At 74.0% G+C, this 22,820-nt stretch carries 17 protein-coding genes; 15 read left to right on the top strand and 2 right to left on the bottom strand.

All coding sequences use genetic code 11. The annotated features are described in order from the left end of the window. Position 1 precedes the first annotated feature (1 nt). The 8 genes from nusA to ATL31_RS03035 all read left to right on the top strand — a co-directional run bounded on the left by nusA (position 2) and on the right by ATL31_RS03035 (position 10,165). A complete protein-coding gene (gene nusA, locus ATL31_RS03070; protein WP_101394478.1) occupies positions 2-1,066 on the top strand; it encodes a transcription termination factor NusA in 1,065 nt (354 codons plus the stop codon). Positions 1,067-1,077: 11 nt separating this feature from the next. Further along, on the top strand, positions 1,078-1,413 hold the full coding sequence (locus ATL31_RS03065; protein WP_342749457.1) for a YlxR family protein: 336 nt from the start codon (positions 1,078-1,080) through the stop codon (positions 1,411-1,413). Positions 1,414-1,507: 94 nt separating this feature from the next. After that, a complete protein-coding gene (gene infB / locus ATL31_RS03060; protein ID WP_101394477.1) occupies positions 1,508-4,387 on the top strand; it encodes a translation initiation factor IF-2 in 2,880 nt (959 codons plus the stop codon). A 255-nt stretch (positions 4,388-4,642) separates the two neighbouring features. Continuing rightward, entirely contained in the window at positions 4,643-5,128 is a 486-nt protein-coding gene (rbfA, locus tag ATL31_RS03055; protein ID WP_101394476.1) for a 30S ribosome-binding factor RbfA, read from the top strand. Then, positions 5,112-6,038 (top strand): tRNA pseudouridine(55) synthase TruB, encoded by a 927-nt coding sequence (gene truB / locus ATL31_RS03050; RefSeq protein ID WP_101394475.1) that lies wholly within the window; start codon positions 5,112-5,114, stop codon positions 6,036-6,038. Before rbfA ends, truB begins: the two co-directional genes overlap by 17 nt. Positions 6,039-6,119: 81 nt before the next feature. Beyond that, positions 6,120-7,082: a bifunctional riboflavin kinase/FAD synthetase gene (locus tag ATL31_RS03045; protein ID WP_101394474.1), complete on the top strand. Its 963-nt coding sequence runs from the start codon at positions 6,120-6,122 to the stop codon at positions 7,080-7,082. A gap of 5 nt (positions 7,083-7,087) precedes the next feature. Further along, positions 7,088-8,197 (top strand): FtsW/RodA/SpoVE family cell cycle protein, encoded by a 1,110-nt coding sequence (locus ATL31_RS03040; RefSeq protein ID WP_245861855.1) that lies wholly within the window; start codon positions 7,088-7,090, stop codon positions 8,195-8,197. A 96-nt stretch (positions 8,198-8,293) separates the two neighbouring features. Beyond that, complete coding sequence (locus ATL31_RS03035) at positions 8,294-10,165, top strand: AMP-dependent synthetase/ligase (RefSeq protein WP_101394473.1); 1,872 nt, start codon at positions 8,294-8,296, stop codon at positions 10,163-10,165. Positions 10,166-10,301: 136 nt separating this feature from the next. Here the strand turns inward: ATL31_RS03035 and ATL31_RS03030 are convergent, their stop codons facing one another. Further along, complete coding sequence (locus ATL31_RS03030; protein WP_101394472.1) at positions 10,302-11,681, bottom strand: dihydrolipoyl dehydrogenase family protein; 1,380 nt, start codon at positions 11,679-11,681, stop codon at positions 10,302-10,304. Positions 11,682-11,800: 119 nt separating this feature from the next. Here ATL31_RS03030 and ATL31_RS03025 point away from each other — a divergent pair, with 119 nt between their 5' ends. Next, entirely contained in the window at positions 11,801-13,780 is a 1,980-nt protein-coding gene (locus tag ATL31_RS03025; protein WP_101394471.1) for a TIGR03960 family B12-binding radical SAM protein, read from the top strand. A 28-nt stretch (positions 13,781-13,808) separates the two neighbouring features. On the opposite strand, the gene ATL31_RS03020 is transcribed toward ATL31_RS03025, so the two are convergent. Beyond that, complete coding sequence (locus tag ATL31_RS03020; protein ID WP_101394470.1) at positions 13,809-15,176, bottom strand: transaminase; 1,368 nt, start codon at positions 15,174-15,176, stop codon at positions 13,809-13,811. Between the two features lie 172 nt (positions 15,177-15,348). On the opposite strand from ATL31_RS03020, the gene ATL31_RS03015 reads away from it, so the two are divergent. The 6 genes from ATL31_RS03015 to proB all read left to right on the top strand — a co-directional run bounded on the left by ATL31_RS03015 (position 15,349) and on the right by proB (position 22,817). Beyond that, a complete protein-coding gene (locus ATL31_RS03015) occupies positions 15,349-16,107 on the top strand; it encodes a TIGR03936 family radical SAM-associated protein (RefSeq protein WP_101394469.1) in 759 nt (252 codons plus the stop codon). A 147-nt stretch (positions 16,108-16,254) separates the two neighbouring features. Continuing rightward, on the top strand, positions 16,255-19,251 hold the full coding sequence (locus tag ATL31_RS03010) for an Rne/Rng family ribonuclease (protein WP_101394468.1): 2,997 nt from the start codon (positions 16,255-16,257) through the stop codon (positions 19,249-19,251). A 155-nt stretch (positions 19,252-19,406) separates the two neighbouring features. After that, positions 19,407-19,715: a 50S ribosomal protein L21 gene (gene rplU, locus ATL31_RS03005; RefSeq protein ID WP_055814181.1), complete on the top strand. Its 309-nt coding sequence runs from the start codon at positions 19,407-19,409 to the stop codon at positions 19,713-19,715. A gap of 38 nt (positions 19,716-19,753) precedes the next feature. After that, on the top strand, positions 19,754-20,020 hold the full coding sequence (gene rpmA, locus ATL31_RS03000; RefSeq protein ID WP_055814178.1) for a 50S ribosomal protein L27: 267 nt from the start codon (positions 19,754-19,756) through the stop codon (positions 20,018-20,020). Positions 20,021-20,121: 101 nt separating this feature from the next. After that, positions 20,122-21,681, top strand: a complete 1,560-nt coding sequence (obgE, locus tag ATL31_RS02995; protein WP_101394467.1) for a GTPase ObgE — start codon at positions 20,122-20,124, stop codon at positions 21,679-21,681. Then, positions 21,678-22,817 (top strand): glutamate 5-kinase, encoded by a 1,140-nt coding sequence (gene proB / locus ATL31_RS02990; protein ID WP_101394466.1) that lies wholly within the window; start codon positions 21,678-21,680, stop codon positions 22,815-22,817. The genes obgE and proB overlap by 4 nt, the downstream gene beginning before the upstream one ends. The last annotated feature ends 3 nt before the right edge of the window (positions 22,818-22,820 follow it).

Raw genomic sequence — 22,820 nt, 5'->3', positions numbered from 1 at the left:
CGTGGACATCGACCTGGCCGCTCTGCGTGCCCTGGAGCGCGAGCGCGGCATCTCCCTGGACATCATCGTGCCCGCCATCGAGCAGGCGCTGCTGCTGGCCTACCAGCGCACCGACGGGCACTACCGCGCCGCGCGCGCCGAGCTCGACCGCAAGAGCGGTCACGTCGTCATCTGGGCCCGCGAGGAGCACGAGGTCCCCGCCCCCGAGGGTGAGGTCGACGACGAGGGCGAGCCGGCGCGACCGCGCCGTGAGCTCGGCCCCGAGTTCGACGACACCCCCACCGACTTCGGCCGGGTGGCCGCCGCCACCGCGCGCCAGGTCATCGTGCAGCGCATGCGCGACATCGAGGACGAGGCGATCCTCGGCGACTTCAAGGGCCGCGAGGGCGACATCGTGGCGGGGGTCGTGCAGCAGAGCTCCGACCCGCGGCACGTGCTGGTCGACTTCGGGACGGTCGAGGGCATCCTGCCCGCCGCCGAGCAGGTGCCCGGTGAGACCTACCCCCACGGCGCCCGGCTGCGCACCTTCGTGGTCTCGGTCAAGCGCGGGCCCCGCGGCGCGCAGATCAGCCTGTCGCGTACCCACCCCAACCTGGTGCGCAAGCTCTTCGCCCTGGAGGTCCCCGAGATCGCCGACGGCAGCGTCGAGATCGCGGCGCTGGCCCGGGAGGCCGGCCACCGCACCAAGCTGGCCGTGCACTCCTCGGTCCCCGGGCTGAACGCCAAGGGCTCGTGCATCGGGCCGATGGGCCAGCGGGTGCGCGCGGTCATGGCCGAGCTCCAGGGCGAGAAGATCGACATCGTCGACTACTCCAGCGACCCCGCGACCTTCATCGCGCAGGCGCTCTCGCCGGCGCGGGTCACCTCGGTCACCATCGTCGACGCCGCCGCGCGCTCGGCCCGGGTGGTCGTGCCCGACTACCAGCTGTCGCTGGCCATCGGCCGCGAGGGGCAGAACGCCCGGCTGGCGGCCAAGCTCACCGGCTGGCGCATCGACATCCGCTCCGACACCGCGCCGGCCGCCGAGGCCCCCGGTGGGGCCGGAAACACGCCCGAGCGCGAGTAGGCGGTAGACTGGTGGCGACCGACCGGACTGGACCCCGGCCGGCGGGGCCCGTTCGCACGTGTGTCGGGTGCCGTCGAGCGGATAGCCGGTCGGCCCTCCTGCGAGTGGTTCTCGAGGTGGGGGAGCGCGGCCCCGTGGCCGTCCCCGACCCCGAGTGTCGCCGCTCGGGGCGTGGCGCGTGGATCCATCCGAGCGCCTCGTGCCTCGACCTCGCCGTCCGCCGCAAGGCGTTCGGGCGCGCGCTGCGTAGCAGCACGGGCCCGGACACCACCTCGGTGGCCGAACGGGTCGCGGCCCTCGTGCAGGAGCAACCGTCAGTCGAGCTCAGAGACCGGAAGCGGGTTTGAACGCGATGAGCACCCGATGAGTACTCAGCGATGAGCACCCCCCAGCTGTAACGACGGTCCGCGCCGCCCCGGCACGGACCTGGACAGGAGAGATGTGTCTAAAGTCCGTGTGAGCGCACTCGCGAAGGATCGCGGGGAGACCAGCAAGGTCGTCCTCGAGCGTCTGAACGCGATGGGCGAGTACGTCAAGAGCGCCAGCTCGACGATCGAAGCACCGGTCGTGCGGCGTTACAACGAGAAGTTCCCGGTCGAGAGGGCCGACACCGCCAAGAAGGCGCCGGCCAGGAAGGCCGCTCCGACGGCCGCCACGCCGTCGGCCCCGTCACCCGCGGCTCCGTCCGCCCCCGCCCCCGCTGCGTCGACCCCGGCTCCGGCCGCGTCGACCCCGCAGCCGGCACCCGTTGCCGCCCCCGCCGCACCCGCGGCCCCGGCCGCGGCGTCGACCCCGGCTCCGGCCGCCCCCGCGGCGTCCGCTCCGGCGGCGTCCGCTCCGGCGGCTCCGGCGGCGTCCGCGCCGGCCGCGTCGGCCCCGGCCGCTCCCGCTCCGGCGGTGAGCAGCCCTGCGGCTCCCACCCCCGGCCCGGCCAAGCCGGCCGCTCCCGCCCCCGCGCAGCCGGCTCGCCCGGCCGCCCGCGAAGGCGGGAACCGCGCCGGTGGAGGTGCCCGTGGTGGCTCCCCGCGCCCGGGGAACAACCCGTACGCCCCCAGCCAGGGGATGGGTCGGCCCCGCGAGGCCGCCCCGCGTCCGGGCAACAACCCGTTCGCGCCCAGCCAGGGCATGCCCCGCCCGCAGAGCCGCCCCGGCGGCCCGCGTCCGGGTGGTGCCGCCGGCCCCGCCGGCCCGCGTCCCGCGCCCGGTGGTGCCCGTCCCAGCCCGGGGATGATGCCCGACCGCAGTGCGGTCGGCCGCCCCGGTGACCGTCCCGCCCGTGGTGGCGGCCGTCCCGGCGCTCCCGGCGCCGGTCGCGGCCCGGCCGGTGGTGGCGGCGGTTTCGCCGGTCGCCCCGGCGGCCCCGCCGGTCGTGGCGGTCGTGGCAGCACCCAGGGTGCCTTCGGGCGCGGTGGCGGCCGTCCCGGCCGTGCCCGCAAGTCCAAGCGCGCCAAGCGCGCCGAGTTCGAGCAGATGCAGGCGCCGTCGATCGGCGGCGTCAGCGTCCCCCGCGGCGACGGCAAGACCATCGTGCAGATCCGCCAGGGCGCGAGCATCAGCGACTTCGCCGACAAGATCAACGCCAACCCGGCGTCGCTGGTGACGGTGCTGTTCCACCTCGGTGAGATGGCCACGGCCACCCAGAGCCTCGACGAGGACACCTTCAAGGTCCTCGGCACCGAGCTCGGCTACGACATCCGGATGGTCTCGCCCGAGGAGGAGGAGCGCGAGCTCTTCGACTCCTTCAACATCGACCTCGAGACCGGCATCGAGGGCGAGGACGACGACGACCTCGAGGCCCGTCCCCCGGTCGTCACGGTCATGGGTCACGTCGACCACGGCAAGACCCGCCTCCTCGACGCCATCCGCAACGAGGAGGTCGCCGCGGGCGAGGCCGGTGGCATCACCCAGCACATCGGTGCCTACCAGATCCACAAGGAGCACGAGGGCGTCGAGCGGGCCATCACCTTCATCGACACCCCCGGTCACGAGGCGTTCACCGCCATGCGTGCCCGTGGTGCCAAGGTCACCGACATCGCGATCCTCGTGGTGGCGGCCGACGACGGCGTGATGCCCCAGACGATCGAGGCGCTGAACCACGCCCAGGCGGCCGACGTGCCGATCGTGGTCGCGGTCAACAAGATCGACGTCGAGGGTGCCAACCCGAGCAAGATCCGCCAGCAGCTGACCGAGTACAACCTCGTCGCCGAGGAGTACGGCGGCGAGACGATGTTCGTCGACGTCTCGGCCAAGCAGGGCGAGAACATCGACGCGCTGCTCGAGGCCGTGCTGCTCACCGCCGACGCGGCGCTCGACCTGCGCGCCAACTCGGACCGGGACGCCCGCGGCATCGCGATCGAGGCCAACCTCGACAAGGGCCGTGGCGCCACCGCGACCGTGCTCATCCAGTCCGGCACCCTGCGCGTCGGTGACGCCATCGTCGCCGGGTCGGCGCACGGCCGCGTGCGGGCCATGCTCGACGAGCACGGCAACCAGGTCGCCGAGGCCTACCCCTCGCGTCCGGTGCAGGTGCTGGGTCTCTCCTCGGTCCCGCGGGCCGGCGACACCTTCGTCGTCGCCCCCGACGACCGCACCGCGCGGCAGATCGCCGAGAAGCGCGAGGCGGCCGACCGTCAGGCGAGCCTGGCCAAGGCCCGCAAGCGCATCTCGCTCGAGGACCTCAACGAGGCCCTCGCGGCGGGTAAGGTCGACACCCTCAACCTCATCCTCAAGGGTGACGTGTCGGGTTCGGTCGAGGCGCTCGAGGACGCCCTGCTCCAGATCGACGTCGGCGACGAGGTCGACCTGCGGATCATCGACCGCGGGGTCGGCGCCATCACGCTGAACAACATCAACCTCGCGATGGCGTCCGACGCCATCATCATCGGCTTCAACGTCCGGGCCGAGGGCCAGAACGCCGAGGTCGCCGAGCGCGAGGGCGTCGAGATCCGGTACTACTCGGTCATCTACCAGGCGATCGACGAGATCGAGCAGGCCCTCAAGGGCATGCTCAAGCCGGAGTTCGAGGAGGTCGAGCTCGGCTCGGCGCAGATCCGCGAGATCTTCCGCTCGAGCAAGTTCGGCAACATCGCCGGTTCGATCGTCCGCAGCGGCGAGATCAGGCGCGGCACCAAGGCGCGGATCACCCGCAACGGGGTCGTCGTGGCCGAGAACGTCGACATCGCCGGCCTGCGCCGGTTCAAGGACGACGTCACCGAGGTCCGCGAGGGCTTCGAGTGCGGTATCAACCTCGGGTCATACAACGACCTCCAGCTCGAGGACCTGATCACCACCTACGAGATGCGGGAGAAGCCGCGCGCCTGAGCGCAGCGAGGGCGCGCGGCTCCGACCGCATCTCGTCCCCTCGAGATGCGGCGGGTCCCACGCTCTGCGTGGGCGAAGCCGCGCGCCTGATGCGGTGACCCTCGCGGTCGACGAACACGCCGTGTGCCCCTCCGGGCGCACGGCGTGTTCCGTTGCCCGGGCCCGGCCGCTCGGCGCAGCGGGGCTGGCGGAACGGACCTGCGTCGGCGACTAGGGTGGACGAGGCCCTGACACACCCCGAGCCGAGGAGGAGCCGTGGCCGACGAGGCACGCGCCCGCAAGGTCGCCGACCGCATCAAGACGCTGACCGCCGCCAACCTGGAGGCGATCGTCAAGGACCCCGACCTGGGGTTCGTCACGGTCACCGACGTCCGGGTCACCGGCGACCTCCAGCACGCCTCGCTCTTCTACACCGTCTTCGGGGACGAGCTGCAGCGCACCCGCACGGCCAAGCTGCTCGAGGCCAACAAGGGCAAGCTGCGCTCGTTCGTCGGCAAGCAGCTGGGCATCCGGCTCACCCCGAGCCTGGAGTGGATCGCCGACGCCATCCCCGAGAACGCCGCCCACCTCGAGGACCTCCTCAAGGAGGCCCGTGAGCGCGACGCCGAGGTGGCCCGCGCCGCCGAGGGCGCCCGCTACGCCGGTGACGCCGACCCGTACCGCAAGGACCGCGAGGACGACGAGGACGACGAGGACGGCGAGGACGACGCGCCCGAGGCCCCGGGTGCCGAGCAGCGCTGAGCCGACCCCCGACGGCGTCCTGGTCGTCGACAAGCCCCGCGACTGGACCAGCCACGACGTCGTGGCGCGGGCGCGCCGGCTGTGCGCCACCCGCAAGGTGGGCCACGCCGGCACCCTCGACCCGATGGCCACCGGCGTGCTGGTGCTCGGGGTGGGGCGCGCCACCCGGCTGCTGACCTTCCTGGTCGGCTCCGACAAGGACTACACGGCCACCGTCCGCCTGGGGCAGGCCACCCTCACCGACGACGCCGAGGGCGAGGTCACGGCCGCGGCCGGCGCCCTGGGCCTCGACCGCGCCGCCGTCGAGGCCGCCGTCGCCGACCTCACCGGCGACATCCAGCAGGTGCCCAGCTCCGTCAGCGCGATCAAGGTCGACGGGCGGCGTTCCTACCACCGGGTCCGGGCCGGTGAGGACGTCGAGCTCGCGGCCCGGCCGGTCACCGTCGCGCGCTTCGTCGTGGGCGACCTGCGCCCCGAGCTCGTCAGCAGTGTCCCGGTGCTGGACGTCGACGTCGAGGTCACCGTCTCGTCGGGCACCTACGTGCGCGCGCTGGCCCGTGACCTGGGCGCAGCCCTCGGCACCGGCGGGCACCTCACCGCCCTGCGCCGGACGCGGGTGGGCGGGTTCACCCTCGCCGACGCCACCACGCTGGCCGGCCTCGAGGCCCGCCAGGGCGAGCCGATGCCGGTCGTCCCGCTCGCCGACGCCGCCCGCGCCGCCTTCCCGGTCCGCGAGCTCACCCAGGCCGAGGCGCGGGCCGTCGGGTACGGCCAGAAGGTGGCCTCCGCCGAGCCCGGCCGGCCCGGCCCGGTGGCCGCGTTCGGGCCCGACGGCACCCTGGTAGCGGTGCTCGACGAGACCCGCGGCGCGGCCCGTTCGCTCGTCGTCTTCGCGCCCGCCGCGACCTGACCCGGGCCCGGCCTCGACGCCGTGACGACCACGGCGTGGCCCGCGCCGGAGGGCGGTGCACCGAGTCCTAGAGTGGGGGTCGTGCACCGATGGACCGACCTCGCCGCCACGCCCGAGTCCCTGCGACCGTGCGTGCTCACGCTCGGCAACTTCGACGGCGTCCACCGAGGCCACAAGGCGGTGCTCTCGGCCCTGGTCGAGGCCGGCCAGCGGCTCGGGCTGCCGACCGTCGCGGTCACCTTCGACCCGCACCCGGTGGCCGTCCTGCACCCCGAGCGGGCGCCCGAGCTGATCTCGCCCGGCCGGGTGCGCGACGACCTCCTGGCCGACACCGGCATCGACGGGCTGCTGGTCATGGACTTCACCACCGACTTCGCCCAGCAGAGCCCCGAGGACTTCGTCACCGAGGTCTTCGTGCGCGACCTCGACGCCCGCTGCGTCGTCGTCGGGCTGGACACCCGCTTCGGCTACCGCAACTCCGGCGACGTGTCGACGCTGGCCGACCTCGGCGAGCGCTTCGGCTTCGAGGTGCTCTCGCTCGACGACGTCGGGGAGGGGGAGCGCTACTCGTCCACGGTCATCCGCGCCCGGCTGCTGGCCGGTGACGTCGCCGACGCCGCCCGCATCTTGGGGCGCCCCCACCGTGTCGTCGGCACGGTCGTGCACGGCAACCATCGCGGCCGCGGCCTCGGCTACCCCACGGCCAACCTGTCGGCCGACTCCCTCGGCCTGGTGCCGCAGGAGGGTGTCTACGCCGGCTGGCTCACCCGGATGGACCTCGGCGACGAGGAGCCGGACCGCACCATGCCGGCGGCCATCAGCGTCGGGACCAACCCGACCTTCGACACCGGCGACCGGCGCACCGTCGAGGCCTACGTCCTCGACCGCGACGACCTCGACCTCTACGACGAGACGGTGATGGTCGAGTTCGTCGACCACATCCGCCCCACCCTGCGCTTCGAGAGCGTCGAGGAGCTCACCACCGCGATGGCCGGGGACGTCGAGCGGTGCCGCGAGCTGCTGACGAACATCGTCCCGCGCTGAGCCGCGTGGCACCGGTCGGGCTGCGCCGGTGGGCGCGGCACGACCTCGGGCTGTACGTCGCCGCAGGTGGCGCCTCGGTCGTCGGGGCGCTGCTGGTGTGGTCGGCCACCGTCCGCACGGCCGGTGACGCATACCTGGTCCGCCATCTCGTCACCGCGGCGGTGGGCCTGGCCGTGGCCCTGCTGGTCAGCCGGGCCGGTCGCGACCGGGTGCGCGCGGGGGCGCCGTGGGTATGGGCGGTCGGGGTGGTCCTGCTCGTGCTCGTGCGCACTCCGCTGGGCACCACCATCAACGGGTCGCGCTCGTGGATCCCGCTGGCGGGTGGGTTCACCCTCCAACCGGCCGAGCTGGTCAAGGTCGGTCTCACCCTGGCCCTGGCGGCGCTGCTGGCCCACCGGCTCGACCGGGGCGCCGACCCGGGCGGGCGCGACCTGGTGGCGGCAGCCGTGCTGGTCGGCGTCCCCACCGCGCTGGTCGTGGTGCAGCCCGACCTCGGCACCGCCCTGGTGCTCCTGGCCCTCGGCTTCGCGGTGGTCGTGGTCGGTGGTGCGCCCCGGCGGTGGGTGGCCGTGGCCGTGGGGCTGGCGGTCGTGGCCTTCGTGGCCGCCTGGACCACCCCGCTGCTCAGCGACTACCAGCGGGCGCGGCTGACCGCCTTCGCCGACCCCACCGCCGACCCGCTGGGCGCGGGCTACCAGACCCGCCAGGTGAGGCTGGCCATCGGCGGTGGCGGGCTGTGGGGGCAGGGCTTCATGCAGGGCCCGCGTACCCAGGGCGGGTTCGTGCCCTTCCAGCTCAACGACTTCGTGTTCTCGGTCGCGGGAGAGGAGCTGGGCTTCGTCGGGGCCGCCGGGCTGCTGCTCGTCCTGGCCGTGGTGGTGGTGCGGGTGCTGGTCGTGGCGGCCCGGGCCACGGACGCCTTCGGCCGGCTCGTCGGGGTCGGCGTGGCCACCTGGCTGGCCGTTCAGGTCGTCGAGAACGTGGGGATGAACCTGGCGCTGCTGCCCGTGACCGGCCTGCCGTTGCCGTTCGTGTCGTACGGCGGGACGTCGATGCTCGTCTCCTGGCTGGCCGTCGGGCTCGTTGACGCCACCCAGGGCGAGCGCCGCTGGTGACCGCCCGGCGACCGACGCGCTCCGGGATCGGCACCGCCGGGTGTGGGGGTGTGTCACGATTGCGGACCACGCCACCGAAGCCGAGGACGGTTCCCGATGTTGCGCGCGACGCCGCAGATCCACAGCCCCGCCGACGAGCCCATCGACCAGAGCGTCCTCGACGGGCGGGCGGCGAGCGTCGGGCACCTGTTCCGTGACCGGGTGGCGGCCTCGGCCGGGCGCCCGGCCTTCCTGCACGCCGTCGCCTCCGCGAGCGGCGAGGACTGGGTCACGGTCACCTGGAGCGAGCTCGACACCGTGGTGCGCGAGCTGGGCGCCGGCATCATCGCGCTCGGGGTCGAGCCCGAGGACCGGGTGGCCATCGCCTCGGGGACCCGCTACGAGTGGGCCGTCGCGGATCTGGCCATCATGGTCGCCGGTGCCGCGACGACCACCATCTACCCCACGACCATCGCGGACGACGTGGCGTTCATCCTCGGCGACTCGGCCACCAAGGTCGTCTTCGCCGAGGACGCCGAGCAGCTCGAGAAGCTGCGCTCGGTGCGCACGCGCACCCCGGGTCTCGGGCGGGTCGTGCTGATGACCGGCGTCCCGGACGCCGACGACTGGACCCTCACCCTCGACGAGCTGCGCGCCCTCGGGCGCGAGTACCTGGCGGGCGACCCCGGTGCGGTCGACGCGCGCATCGACGCCACCCGGCCCGACCAGCTGGCCACCATCATCTACACCTCGGGCACCACCGGCCGGCCCAAGGGCGTGCGTCTGCCGCACCGCTGCTGGACCTACGAGAGCGCGGCCGTCGAGGCGATCGACATCCTGTCCGAGGACGACGTGCAGTACCTGTGGCTGCCGCTGGCGCACGTCTTCGGCAAGAACCTGCTGACCCTGCCGCTGCAGATCGGGTTCGCCACCGCCATCGACGGCCGCATCGACAGGATCGTCGACAACCTGGCCGTGGTGAAGCCCACCTTCATGGGCGCCGCGCCGCGCATCTTCGAGAAGGCCTACGCGCGCATCCAGATGATGATGGAGGCCGAGGGCGGCCTCAAGGCCAGGCTCTTCCGCGCCGCGAGCGACACCGGCCGGCAGGTCAGCGAGCTGCGCGAGCAGGGCCGCGACCCCTCGGGGATGCTGGCGCTGAAGTACGCCGTCCTCGACCGGCTGGTCGCCGCCAAGATCCGCCAGCGCTTCGGAGGCAACATCCGCTTCTTCATCTCGGGCTCGGCGGCCCTGAACCAGGACATCGCCCGCTGGTTCGACGGCATGGGGATGCTCATCGCCGAGGGCTACGGGCTGACCGAGACCAGCGCCGCCTCGTTCGTCAACCGCACCAAGGCCTACCGCTACGGCACCGTCGGGTGGCCGCTGCCCGGCATCGAGGTCCGCATCGCCGGCGACGGCGAGATCCTGCTGCGGGGCCCGGGCAACATGGAGGGCTACCACAACAACCCCGAGGCGACGGCCGAGACCATCGACGCCGACGGCTGGCTGCACACCGGCGACATCGGGGAGCTCGACGAGCGCGGCTTCCTGTCGATCACCGACCGCAAGAAGGACCTGTTCAAGACCAGCGGCGGCAAGTACGTCGCGCCCTCGGTCATCGAGTCGCGGTTCAAGGGCCTGTGCCCGTACGCCAGCCAGCTCGTCGTGCACGGTGCCGACCGCAACTTCGTGTCGGCCCTGGTGACCCTCGACGCCGACGCCATGGCCGCGTGGGCGGCCCAGCACGGGATGGCGGGCCGCCCCTACGCCGAGGTCGTGACCTCGCCCGAGGCCCACGCGATGGTGCAGGGCTACGTCGACGAGCTGAACGCCGGGCTGAACCGCTGGGAGACCATCAAGAAGTTCACCATCCTCGAGCACGACCTCTCGGTCGAGGACGGTGAGCTGACCCCCAGCCTGAAGCTCAAGCGCAAGGTCGTGGCCGACCGCTACCAGGGCCTGCTGGACGCGCACTACACCGGCTGAGCGACCGAGCCGGGCGTCGGGCGGGTCACCGTCGGCGCGGATGGTACGTCCGGACGCGGATGGTACGCCCGGACGCGGATGCATCCCCGACGTGCGCGAGGTTCCGCGTCACGCGTGAGGATCCGCGCCGTGCCGCTCAGGCGTCGAGGTCGGCCAGCGCGGTCCCGACGGCGCGGTGGAAGGTCGGGTAGGCGAGCACCTGCTCGCGCAGCACCGCCGTCGGGACCTTCGCGTGCACGGCCGTGGCCAGCATCGACAGGACCTCGCCGCCGGTGGGCCCCACCGAGGTGGCGCCGACCAGGTGGCCGGCCGCACGGTCCTCGACGAGCTTGACGACACCCTCGCCGCCCGGCCCGTGGATCCACCCCCGCGAGCTCGTCCCGAGCGCGGTCGAGCCGGTGCGCACATCGACCCCGGCGTCGCGGGCCTGCTGCTCGGTCATCCCCACCGCGCCCACCTCCGGGTCGGTGTAGGTGACGCGCGGCACGGCGTGGTAGCTCGCCCACGGCCCGTCGGCGCCGGTGAGGTCGCGCAGCGCGATGCCGGCCTGGTACATCGACAGGTGCGTGAAGGCGCCCTTGCCCGTGATGTCGCCGATGGCCCAGAGCCGTTCGCCGGCGCGCATCCGCTCGTCGACGTCGACGGAGCGGGCGGCAGGGTCGAGGCCCACGGTGTCGAGCCCGACGTCGGCCAGGTTGGGGCGGCGCCCCGCGGCCACCAGCAGGCGGTCGGCGCCCAGCTCGAGCGCGGTGCCGTCACCGTCGGTCACCGTGACGGCGAACCGGCCGTCGGCGTGCGCGACCCGGCCGACCTTCGCACCGGCCAGCACCTGGATGCCCTCGCCGGCGAAGGCCTTCGCGACGACCACGGAGGCCTCGGGCTCCTCGAGGGCCAGGATGCGCGGCGCGGCCTCGACCAGGCTGACGCGGGTACCGAACCGCGAGAACGCCTGCGCGAGCTCGGCCCCGATGGCGCCGCCGCCCATGACGACCAGCGAGCGGGGCGCCTCGGTGGCTCGCAGCGCCTCGCGGTTGGTCCAGAAGGGGGTGTCGGCCAGGCCGTCGACCGGGGGAGTGGCCGGTGCGGTGCCGGTGTTGAGCACGACGCCGACCGACGCGACGTAGCGGGTGCCCCCGACCTCGACCACGCCGTCGCCGGCCAGCCGCCCGTGGCCGCGCACGAACACCACGCCGGCCTTCTCGAGGCGCTCGACCGCGACCGTGTCGTCCCAGTCGTCGGTGGCCTCCTCGCGGATGCGGCGGGCGACCACCGAGAAGTCGGGGGCGGTCGTCGCCGAGCCCGCCAAGGCGGCCACGCGGTGGGCCTCCGCGAGCGGGTTGGCGGCGCGGATCATCATCTTGCTGGGGATGCAGCCGTAGTACGGGCACTCGCCGCCGACCAGGCGCTCGTCGACGCCGACGACCCGCATCCCGGCCCGGGCGGCCTCGGTGGCGAGGTGCTCACCCCCCGGCCCCAGCCCGATGACGACGAGGTCGACCTGCTGCTCCGCGCTCATGGGACGAGCCTCGCACGGGCGCGGCGTCGGGGCGACCGCCCGGGGCGAGCCTCGACCGGGGCTCGACAGGGCCGGCCGACCGGTTTGGGGGAGGTGGACACCCCACCTACCCTGGGGGGATGTCCGGTGAGTCCGTCTTCCCCGCCCTCGAGCCGCTGCTCGAGCAGGTGAGCAAGCCCATCCAGTACGTGGGCGGCGAGCTCAACTCCACGGTCAAGCCCTGGGACGTCGGGGGCGACGCCACCGTGCGCTGGGCCCTGATGTACCCCGACGCCTACGAGGTCGGCGTGCCGAACCAGGGCGTCATGATCCTGTACGAAGTCCTCAACGAGCGGCCCGACGCCCTGGCGGAGCGCACCTACGCGGTGTGGCCCGACCTCGAGGCGCTGATGCGCGAGCACGCCGTCCCGCAGTTCACCGTCGACGCCCACCGCGCGGTCGGCGACTTCGATCTGCTCGGGATGTCGTTCTCCACCGAGCTCGGCTACACCAACATGCTCACCGCGCTCGACCTCGCGGGCATCCCGCTGCACGCGGCCGACCGCGACGAGAGCCACCCGCTGGTCGTCGCCGGCGGCCACGCGGCCTTCAACCCCGAGACCATCGCCGACTTCGTCGACTGCGCGGTGGTGGGTGACGGCGAGGAGGCCGTGCTCGCCATCACCGACATCGTCGGGGCGTGGAAGCGCGAGGGCCGCCCGGGCGGTCGCCACGAGCTCCTGCTGCGCCTGGCGCGCACCGGCGGCGTCTACGTGCCGGCCTTCTTCGACGTCACCTACCTGCCCGACGGCCGCATCCAGCGCGTCGCCCCCAACGCCCCCGGCGTGCCGTGGCGGGTCTCGAAGCACACCGTCATGGACCTCGACGCGTGGCCCTACCCCAAGCAGCCGCTGGTGCCGCTGGCCGAGTCGGTGCACGAGCGGATGTCGGTCGAGATCTTCCGCGGCTGCACGCGGGGCTGCCGGTTCTGCCAGGCGGGGATGATCACCCGCCCGGTGCGCGAGCGCTCCATCACCGGCATCGGCGAGATGGTCGAGCGCGGCCTGGCCGCCACCGGCTTCGAGGAGGTGGGCCTGCTCTCGCTCTCGAGCGCCGACCACTCCGAGATCGCCGCGGTCACCAAGGGCCTGGCCGACCGCTACGAGGGCACCAACACCGGTCTGTCGCTGCCGTCCACGCGCGTCGACGCCTTCAACATCGACCTCGCCAACGAGCTCACCCGCAACGGACGCCGCTCGGGGCTCACCTTCGCGCCCGAGGGCGGGTCCGAACGCATCCGCAAGGTCATCAACAAGATGGTCAGCGAGGAGGACCTCATCCGCACCGTCGCGGCCGCGTACGGCGCGGGGTGGCGGCAGGTGAAGCTCTACTTCATGTGCGGGCTCCCCACCGAGACCGACGAGGACGTCCTCCAGATCGCCGAGCTCGCGAAGCGCGTCATCGAGACGGGCCGCGAGGTCAGCGGCCGCCGCGACATCCGCTGCACGGTCTCGATCGGCGGGTTCGTCCCCAAGCCGCACACCCCGTTCCAGTGGGCCGCGCAGCTCGGGGCCGAGGAGACCGACGCCCGCCTGGCCAAGCTGCGCGAGGCCATCCGTGCCGACCGCCGCTACGCGAGTGCCATCGGCTTCCGCTACCACGACGGCAAGCCCGGCATCGTCGAGGGGCTGCTCTCGCGCGGCGACCGCCGCGTCGGGCGCGTCATCGAGGCGGTGTGGCGCGACGGTGGCCGCTTCGACGGCTGGAGCGAGCACTTCTCCTACGAGCGGTGGATGGCCGCCGCCGAGCGCGAGCTGACGCCGCAGGGCGTCGACGTGGCCTGGTACACCACCCGTGAGCGCGAGGAGGCCGAGGTCCTGCCCTGGGACCACGTCGACTCCGGGCTCGACAAGGAGTGGCTCTGGCAGGACTGGCTGGACGCCCTCGACGAGACCGAGGTCGACGACTGCCGCTGGACCCCGTGCTTCGACTGCGGCGTCTGCCCGCAGATGGGCACCGAGATCGAGATCGGGCCCACGGGCAAGACCCTGCTGCCGCTGACCGTCCTCGGCGCCGGACGCGCCCAGATGGCCGAGGCCGCCGCCGGTCACACCCACTGACACGGCCCGGCGCCCCGGGCCGGCCGGCTCAGTCGTAGAGCGCGGCCACGACCTCGCGGAAGACCGCGGTGTGCCGGTCGACGTCGTCGCGGGTGGTGTCGGGGCACATCAGCGCCATGTTGTGGAACGGCGTCATGAGGATGCCGCGGTTGCACATGGCGAGGTGCAGGTAGGCGTCGAGGTCGTCGTCGTGGGCCGCGGCCGACTCCTCGCCGCTGCGGGGCGCCGGGCGCGCGAAGCGGTACTCCGAGCGCGCCCCGAGGCGGCTCACCGACCACGGCACGTCGTACTCGTCGAGCACGCCCTGCACCCCCTCGGTGAACGCGGTGGCGAGGGCGGTCATGTGGGCGAAGGCGTCCTCCGTGAGGACCTCGTCGAGGGTCGCGCGCATCGCGGCCGTGGAGAGGGCGTTGCCGGCCAGGGTGCCGCCGACCCCGCCGACGTCGATGATGTCGGCCTCGCCGGTGTCGGTGTGGCCCGTCACGGCCGCCGCCACGGCCTCGGAGATGCCGTACGCACCGCACGGGATGCCGCCGCCGATGGACTTGCCGATGACGAAGAGGTCGGGCTCGAGGCCCCACTCGCGGGTCGCCCCGCCCCAGCCGGCCGAGAAGGTGTGGGTCTCGTCGATCATCAGCAGCGCGCCGTAGCGGGTGGCGAGCTCGCGCAGGCCCTCGAGGAAGCCGGGCTCGGGCAGGACGATGCCGATGTTGGTCATCGCGGGCTCGGTGAGGATGGCCGCGACGTCGCCGTGCGCGAGCTGGCGCTCGACCGAGGCGAGGTCGTTCCAGGTGGCGGCGCGGGTGGTGACGTCGAGCGGCACCGGCGGCGCGACGTTGCCCGGGCGCGAGACGGTGGTGCCGTCGGGGCCGGTGATCGCGAAGGTCTCGTCGACCGAGCCGTGGTAGCTGTACGCGAAGACGAGGATCTTCGAGCGGCCCGTCGCGAGCCGCGCCAGCCGTACCGCCCACCGGTTGGCATCGGTCGCCGACAGCGTGAAGCTCCAGAGCGGCATCCCGAACCGCCGGGTCAGCTCGGCGCCGACCCACTGGGCGTCTGCGCTGGGCAGCATGGTGGTGATGCCGCCCAGCTCGCCCATCCGCCGGGCCACGGCCGCGGTCGTCGGGGCGGGGGAGTGCCCGGCCATGGCGCCGGTGTCGCCGAGGGCGAAGTCGACGTAGGTGTGGCCGTCGACGTCGGTGATGCGGTTGCCGCGCGCGTGGTCGAGGTAGAGCGGGAAGCCGCCGCTCCACTTGTTCATCCACGTCATGGGGACGCGCCCGAACAGGTTGGTCCCGGCCTCGAACAGCTCGCGGCTGCGGGGGTGCTCGGCGCTGTACGTCTCCTGCTCGGCGGACAGGAGCCGGGCGAGGCGGGCGCGGTCGGTGTCGGTCATGCTCGAACGATAATGATCCCGGGGGTGCGGCCGGAAGTCGGGTCGCCCCGTGATCCGTGGCGGATGCGGCGGAGGAACCACGGATCCGTGCCGATCGCCGGGAAGCACGCCTCGATCCGTGCATCCGGTGCCCGATTCGCCTCGGGGCGGGGGCCGCTCCTACGCTGGCCGGATGGCCCCCCAGCGCACCCCCGAGGGACCCCCACCGCCCCCGGCCGTGCAGAAGCTGCGCATCCGCTACGCCAAGCGTGGGCGGCTGCGGTTCTCCTCGACGCGGGACTTCTCCCGGGCGCTCGAGCGGGCCCTGCGCCGCGCCGGCGTGCCGATGGCCTTCTCGGCCGGCTTCCACCCGCACCCGCTGATCTCCTACGCCAACGCGGCCCCCACCGGTACCGCCAGCGAGGCCGAGTACTTCGAGGTGCGGGTCACCGAGCGGGTCGACCCCGCCGCCGTGCGCGAGGCGCTCGACGAGGCCCTGCCGGAGGGTCTCGACATCGTCGACGTGGTCGAGGCCGGCCCGGGGGCGCTCGCCGACCGGCTCGAGGCCAGCGACTGGCACCTGGTCGTGCGGGGCGCCGACCCCGACGAGGTCCGGGCCGCCGTGGCCGCCTACCTGGCCACCGATCGCGCCGAGACGACACGCACCTTCAAGAACGGCCCGCGCACGTTCGACACGCGCGAGGCGGTGCTGAGGATGCAGGTGAGCGGGGTCGACGAGGCCGGGTGTGCGATACTGCGGATGGTCGTACGGCACACCACACCGTCCGTACGCCCCGACGACATCCTGACCGCTCTCCGGGCAGTCACCGGGTTCGCGGCGCCGGTCCCACCGTTGGTGACCCGGCTCGCACAGGGCCCGCTGCTCGAAGCGGACGACGGGGTGGCCGATCCACTGGCCACCGACAGGGAGGCCGCCGGTCCCGGTAGGTGACGCGCCGCCCGCGCGAACCGACCCGGGGCAAGCAGCAGACTTCCGTGTGGGTTCCTCCACACGATGCGATCGCACACCGCGGTCGGCGTGGATCCGCCCCGGCGGACCCGGTGTGGGCGTCGGCCACGGGCGACGAAAGGCCCGCACATGGCATCCGACCACGACACGACGACCCCCGAAGCACCCGCCTCCGGCGCGCTCCCGGTGGACGCCGCCCCCGCCACCGACGGTGACGCCGGCCCCGCCCCGCGCAAGCGGGCGGCACGCAAGCGGGCCACCACCAAGGCCTCCGCGCCCGCGCCGGCCCCCACCGACGCTCCGGGTGCCGACGCCCCGGTCGAGGCCGCGACCGAGGCGGCCGCCGAGAAGCCCGCGAAGAAGACCGCCCGCAAGGCCGCCAAGAAGGCCCCCGGCAAGGCCAAGGGCAAGGCGGCCGACACGCTGCCCGTCGAGGCTCCCGACGGTGCCGACGCCCCGGTGCTCGCCGACGCGCCGTCCACCGACGCGCCGTCCACCGACACGCCCGCCGCCGAGGCCGACGCTCCCACCACGCCCCGCAAGCGGGGCAGCCGCCGGGCCAAGGCCGCCGTGGCCGAGCCCGCCGCCGAGGCGCTCGCCGACCCCGTGGTCGAGCCCGAGCCCGTGGCCGAGGACGAGGACGAGGAGGCTGCCGAGCCGGCCGCGACCCCGCCGGCCGTCGGCTTCGGACTGCTCTTCCAGGCGCCCGAGACCACCGTGGTGCCGCGCCGCCGGCGCGCCACCGCCCCGGTGCAGGCGCCCACCGACAAGCCCGCCGAGGCGCCCGCGGCCCGCGAGGCCGCGGTCGACGGCCCTGCCGCGGCCGCCGCCCCCGCCGCCGACGACACCGACGTCGAGGCCACGGCACGCGACGAGCGCGACGACTCCGGTGACGCCGAGGGCGCGGACGACCCCGGCTCGCGGCGCCGCCGCCGGGGTGGCCGTGGCCGCCGTGGCCGCGGCAAGGGCGAGGGCCAGGACGACGGCGAGGCCCGCTCCGACGAGGCACCCGCCGAGGGCCGTGGCCGGGGCGGCTCGGGCCCCAAGGGACAGGACGACGCCGCCGACGACGGCGACGACGAGTCCACCTCCAGCCGCCGGCGCCGTCGGCGTCGCCGCGGATCCTCCGGGGGCGACGGCGACGACCCGCCCGGCACCGTCACCCGGGTCCGCGAGCCGCGCAGCGAGCGCGACGAGCCGACCGCGGTCAAGGGCTCCACGCGTCTCGAGGCCAAGAAGCAGCGCCGCCGCGAGGGCCGCGAGGCCGGCCGGCGCCGCACCATCATCACCGAGGCCGAGTTCCTGGCCCGCCGCGAGAGCGTCGAGCGCTCGATGATCGTGCGCGGCCGCGACGGCCGCACCCAGATCGGGGTCCTCGAGGACGGCGTGCTGGTCGAGCACTACGTCTCGCGCGAGACCACGGCCTCGATGGCCGGCAACGTCTACCTCGGCCGGGTCCAGAACGTGCTGCCCTCGATGGAGGCCGCGTTCGTCGACATCGGCAAGGGCCGCAACGCCGTCCTGTACGCCGGGGAGGTCAACTGGGACGCCGCCGGTCTCGAGGGTGGCCAGGCCAAGCGCATCGAGAACGCGCTGTCCTCCGGCGACACCGTGCTGGTGCAGGTCACCAAGGACCCCATCGGCCACAAGGGTGCCCGCCTGACCTCGCAGATCAGCCTGCCCGGTCGCTACGTGGTCTTCGTGCCCGAGGGCTCGATGACCGGCATCTCGCGCAAGCTGCCCGACACCGAGCGCGCCCGGCTCAAGGCCATCCTCAAGGAGGTCGTGCCCGACGGCGCCGGCGTCATCGTGCGGACGGCCGCCGAGGGCGCCTCGGAGGCCGAGCTGACCGCCGACGTCGAGCGCCTCACCAAGCAGTGGGAGCGCATCCAGAGCAAGGCCGAGGCGGCCCGGGCCAAGAAGTCCGGCGGTGGGGGCGCCCCGGCGCTGCTGCACGGAGAGCCCGACCTGACCATCCGCGTCATCCGCGACGTGTTCACCGAGGACTTCGCCTCCCTGGTGGTCTCGGGCGAGAAGGCCTGGGGCGAGGTCAGCGAGTACGTCGAGGACGTCGCGCCCGACCTGGCGCAGCGGGTCAGCCGCTGGACCTCGGACGACGACGTGTTCGCGGCCCACCGCATCGACGAGCAGATCGCCAAGGCGATGGACCGCAAGGTGTGGCTGCCCTCGGGCGGCTCGCTGGTCATCGACCGCACCGAGGCGATGACGGTCGTCGACGTCAACACCGGCAAGTTCGTCGGCTCCGGGGGCAACCTCGAGGAGACGGTGACCAAGAACAACCTCGAGGCCGCCGAGGAGATCGTCCGCCAGCTGCGGCTGCGCGACATCGGCGGCATCATCGTCATCGACTTCATCGACATGGTGCTGGAGGCCAACCGCGACCTGGTCGTGCGGCGGCTGCTCGAGTGCCTCGGGCGCGACCGCACCAAGCACCAGGTCGCCGAGGTCACCTCGCTGGGCCTGGTCCAGATGACCCGCAAGCGGGTGGGTTCGGGCCTGATCGAGGTCTTCTCCGAGACCTGCGAGCACTGCGCGGGGCGCGGCATCGTCGTGCACACCGAGCCCATCGAGCGCGGCAACGGCTCGGCCGAGAGCCAGGGTTCCTCGCGCGCGGGTCGCGGTGCGCGGGGTGGCTCCGGTGGTCGAGGCGGCAACGCCGGCTCCGGGGGCAGCGGCGGTGGTCAGGGCAACGGCGGCCAGGGCAGCGGCTCCGGCGGTGGACACCACGGTGCCGCCGCCGAGGACCGCAAGCAGAACGGGCCCACCGCTGCGCAGATCGCCGCCGCCGCCCACGCGGCCGCGCTCAAGCACGCCGAGCACGGTGAGCACGGCGAGGTCTCCGAGGCCGCCGAGCAGCTGGCGGCCGACGTCGCCGCCGACGTCGAGGCCGCGGTCGAGGCGCACGTCGAGGCCCCCGTGTCGGCGCCGGCCCCCGAGCAGGCCTCTGCGCCTGCTCCCGAGCCGGCCCCCGTCCAGGAGGCCGCACCGATCACCACGGGGCGCCCCCGCCGCAAGCGTGGCCGGGTCGTCGCACCCGCCGGCCCGCCCCCGCCCGTCGAGTCGTCGGGCGCGCCCGACGACACCCTCAGCACCCCGCAGAGCTGACCCCGGGCGGGCGGCGCCCCCGAGATTTGGGCGCCGCCCCGCCCGCCGGTACTCTTGGAGGTCGGTGCGCCCACCGCGTCGGTGTCCCGTGTCGTCCACGGGGTAGCGACCGGCCGGTCCTAGAGAGCGCGCCCGAACAGGAAGTGAGATCGAACGTGTACGCGATTGTGCGCGCGGGTGGTCGCCAGGAGAAGGTCTCCGTCGGCGACGTCCTGCTCATCGACAAGACCTCCGGTGTCGCCGGTGACGAGATCCAGCTGCAGCCGCTGCTCGTCGTCGACGGCGGGACGGTCACGAGCGATGCCTCCAAGCTCGCGAAGGTCAAGGTCACGGCCGAGGTGGTCAAGGCCGCCAAGGGGCCGAAGATCACGATCCTGAAGTACAAGAACAAGACCGGGTACCGCAAGCGGCAGGGCCACCGCCAGCCGCTCACCCAGGTCAAGATCACGGCGATCGACGCCTGAGCCCCGCGCTCGGACCTCACGGACAGGACTGAACAGACATGGCACACAAGAAGGGTGCGTCCTCGACTCGCAACGGTCGTGACAGCAACGCCCAGTACCTCGGCGTCAAGCGCTACGGCGGCCAGGTTGTCAAGGCCGGCGAGATCATCGTCCGCCAGCGCGGCACGCACTTCCACCCCGGCGACGGCGTCGGCCGCGGCGGCGACGACACCCTGTTCGCGCTCGTCGCGGGTGCGGTGACCTTCGGCGCCAAGCGCGGTCGCAAGACCGTCAACATCACGCCGGTGGAGACCGCCGCGCGCTGACGCGACGCCGGGCCTCGCCCGGCACCACGCACCACGTCGTGAGGGGCGGGCCGCGATTCGGCCCGCCCCTCACGCATCCCCAGCAGTCAGGAGCAGTACCGATGGCGACCTTCGTCGACCGCGTCGTCCTCCACGTCTCCGCCGGCAACGGCGGGCACGGGGTCGCGTCGGTCAAGCGCGAGAAGTTCAAGCCGCTCGGCGGCCCCGACGGGGGCAACGGCGGGCGGGGCGGCTCGGTCGTCCTGGCCGTCGACCCGCAGGCCACGACGCTGCTCGACTACCACCACACGCCGCACCGCCGGGCCGAGAACGGCCGCCCCGGCGCCGGCGACGAGCGCAACGGCGCCGACGGCGCCGACCTGGTGCTCTCGGTCCCCGAAGGGACCGTCGTCAAGGACGCCGCCGGCGAGGTGCTGGCCGACCTGGTGGGGCACGACACCCGCTTCACGCTGGCCCAGGGCGGGCGCGGCGGCCTCGGCAACAAGGCGCTGGCCAGCCCGCGACGCAAGGCGCCGGGGTTCGCGCTGCTGGGTGAGCCGGGGGAGGCCCTCGACGTCGTCCTCGAGCTGAAGTCGCTCGCCGACGTCGCGCTCATCGGCTTCCCGTCGGCCGGCAAGTCCTCGCTGGTGTCGGTGCTGTCGGCGGCCAAGCCGAAGATCGCCGACTACCCGTTCACGACGCTGGTCCCCAACCTCGGCGTCGTCACCGCCGGCAGCGGCCGGTTCACCATCGCCGACGTCCCCGGGCTCATCCCCGGCGCCAGCGAGGGCAAGGGCCTCGGCCTGGAGTTCCTGCGCCACGTCGAGCGCTGCTCGGTGCTGGCGCACGTCGTCGACTGCGCCACCCTCGAGCCGGGGCGCGACCCGCTCACCGACCTCGACGTCATCGAGGCCGAGCTGGCCGCGTACGTCACCGACGACAGCCTCGGCGGGGAGCCGCTCTCCCTGCGCACCCGCATCGTCGTGCTCAACAAGGCCGACGTGCCCGAGGCCCGCGACCTGGCCGAGATGGTGCGCCCCATGCTCGAGGAGCGCGGGCTCGAGGTGCACATCGTCTCGGCGGTCGCGCACACCGGCCTCAAGGAGCTCACCTTCGCGCTGGCGCGGCACGTCACGCAGGCCCGCGCCGAGATCGAGTCCCGCGTCATCGAGCGGCCCCGCGTCGTCGTCCGTCCGCGGGCCGTCGACGACAGCGGCTTCCACGTGCGTCGTGAGTCGACCCCCGAGGGAGAGGTCTTCCGCGTCCTCGGCGAGCGGCCCACGCGCTGGATCCGCCAGACCGACTTCAGCAACGACGAGGCCGTCGGCTACCTCGCCGACCGCCTGGGTCGCCTCGGCGTCGAGGACGCGCTGCTCAAGGCCGGGGCGGTGGCCGGCTCGACCGTGCTCATCGGGCCCGAGGACAACGCGGTCGTCTTCGACTGGGAGCCCACGATGTCGGCCGGCGCCGAGCTGCTCGGCGGCCCGCGCGGCACCGACATGCGCCTCGAGGACTCCGGCCGCAAGAGCCGGGCCGAGAAGCGCGACGAGTTCCACGCCCGCAAGGACGCGCAGACGGTGGCCCGCGACGAGCTGGCCGCGGAGCGCCGGGCCGGGCGCTGGGCCGACGTGCGCGAGCCGGGCGAGGCCACCGAGCCGGCCGGCGCGGGCGACGAGGGCTGAGGCCCGTGGCCGACACCGCCGCCGACCTGCGCGCCGCCGTGGGGCGGGCCCGCCGCCTGGTGGTCAAGGTCGGCTCGTCGTCGCTGACGAGCGGGCAGGGCGGGCACCTCGACCTCGGGGCGCTCACGGCGCTGGTCGACGTCCTGGCCGCGCGGCGCGCCGACGGCGCCCAGGTGGTCCTGGTCTCGTCGGGAGCCATCGCGGCCGGCATCGGCCCGCTGGGGCTCGAGCGGCGGCCCACGGACCTCGCGACCCAGCAGGCAGCCGCCAGCGTGGGGCAGGGGGCGCTCGTGGCGGCGTACCAGGCGGCCTTCTCGCGCCACGGCCTCACCGTGGGCCAGGTCCTGCTGACCGCCGACGACACCACCCGCCGCGCGCACTACACGAACGCCCGGCGCACCCTCGAGCGGCTGCTCGAGCTGGGGGTGGTGCCCATCGTCAACGAGAACGACACCGTGGCCACCCACGAGATCCGCTTCGGCGACAACGACCGGCTCGCCGCCCTGGTGGCCGACCTGGTCGGGGCCGACGGCCTGGTGCTGCTCACCGACGTCGACGCCCTCCACGACGGGCCGCCGTCACGGGCGGGCTCGCGCCGGGTGCCGTTCGTGGCGACCACGGCGGACCTCGAGGCCGTGACCATCGGGGGCACCGGCTCGGCCGTGGGCAGCGGCGGGATGGTGACCAAGGTCGAGGCGGCCGGGATCGCGGGGGCCGCGGGCATCCCGACCCTGCTGACCCGGCTCCCGGACGTCGAGGACGCGCTGGCCGGGGCCGACGTCGGCACCGTGTTCGCCCCCGCGGCCGCCACCCGGGCCTCGCGCAAGCGCTGGCTGGCCCACGCCACCACGGCCCGCGGGACCCTCGTCCTCGACGACGGGGCGGTCGTCGCGCTCACCCAGCGGCGCACCTCGCTGCTGCCCGCCGGTATCACGGCCGTCACCGGATCGTTCGCGGCCGGGGACCCGGTCGACCTGTGCGCGGCCGACGGCACCGTGATCGCCCGCGGGCTCGTGACCTACGCCTCGGGTGAGCTGCCGCGGCTCCTGGGGCGTACGACCCGCGACCTGGCCCGCGAGCTGGGCCCCGCCTACCAGCGCGAGGTCGTGCACCGCGACGACCTCGTGGTGCTCTGAGGC

This window comes from Phycicoccus duodecadis (assembly GCF_002846495.1).
In the GTDB taxonomy this organism is placed as follows: Bacteria; Actinomycetota; Actinomycetes; order Actinomycetales; family Dermatophilaceae; genus Phycicoccus; species Phycicoccus duodecadis.
This window is presented reverse-complemented; position numbering and strand designations above follow the sequence as displayed.

Coding starts and splice junctions, on each gene's coding strand:
- ATL31_RS03035 (WP_101394473.1), top strand. CDS start 8,294: ATGTTGCGCGCGACGCCGCAGATCCACAGCCCCGCCGACGAGCCCATC.
- ATL31_RS03030 (WP_101394472.1), bottom strand. CDS start 11,681: ATGAGCGCGGAGCAGCAGGTCGACCTCGTCGTCATCGGGCTGGGGCCG.
- ATL31_RS03025 (WP_101394471.1), top strand. CDS start 11,801: ATGTCCGGTGAGTCCGTCTTCCCCGCCCTCGAGCCGCTGCTCGAGCAG.
- ATL31_RS03020 (WP_101394470.1), bottom strand. CDS start 15,176: ATGACCGACACCGACCGCGCCCGCCTCGCCCGGCTCCTGTCCGCCGAG.
- ATL31_RS03015 (WP_101394469.1), top strand. CDS start 15,349: ATGGCCCCCCAGCGCACCCCCGAGGGACCCCCACCGCCCCCGGCCGTG.
- ATL31_RS03010 (WP_101394468.1), top strand. CDS start 16,255: ATGGCATCCGACCACGACACGACGACCCCCGAAGCACCCGCCTCCGGC.
- rpmA (WP_055814178.1), top strand. CDS start 19,754: ATGGCACACAAGAAGGGTGCGTCCTCGACTCGCAACGGTCGTGACAGC.
- obgE (WP_101394467.1), top strand. CDS start 20,122: ATGGCGACCTTCGTCGACCGCGTCGTCCTCCACGTCTCCGCCGGCAAC.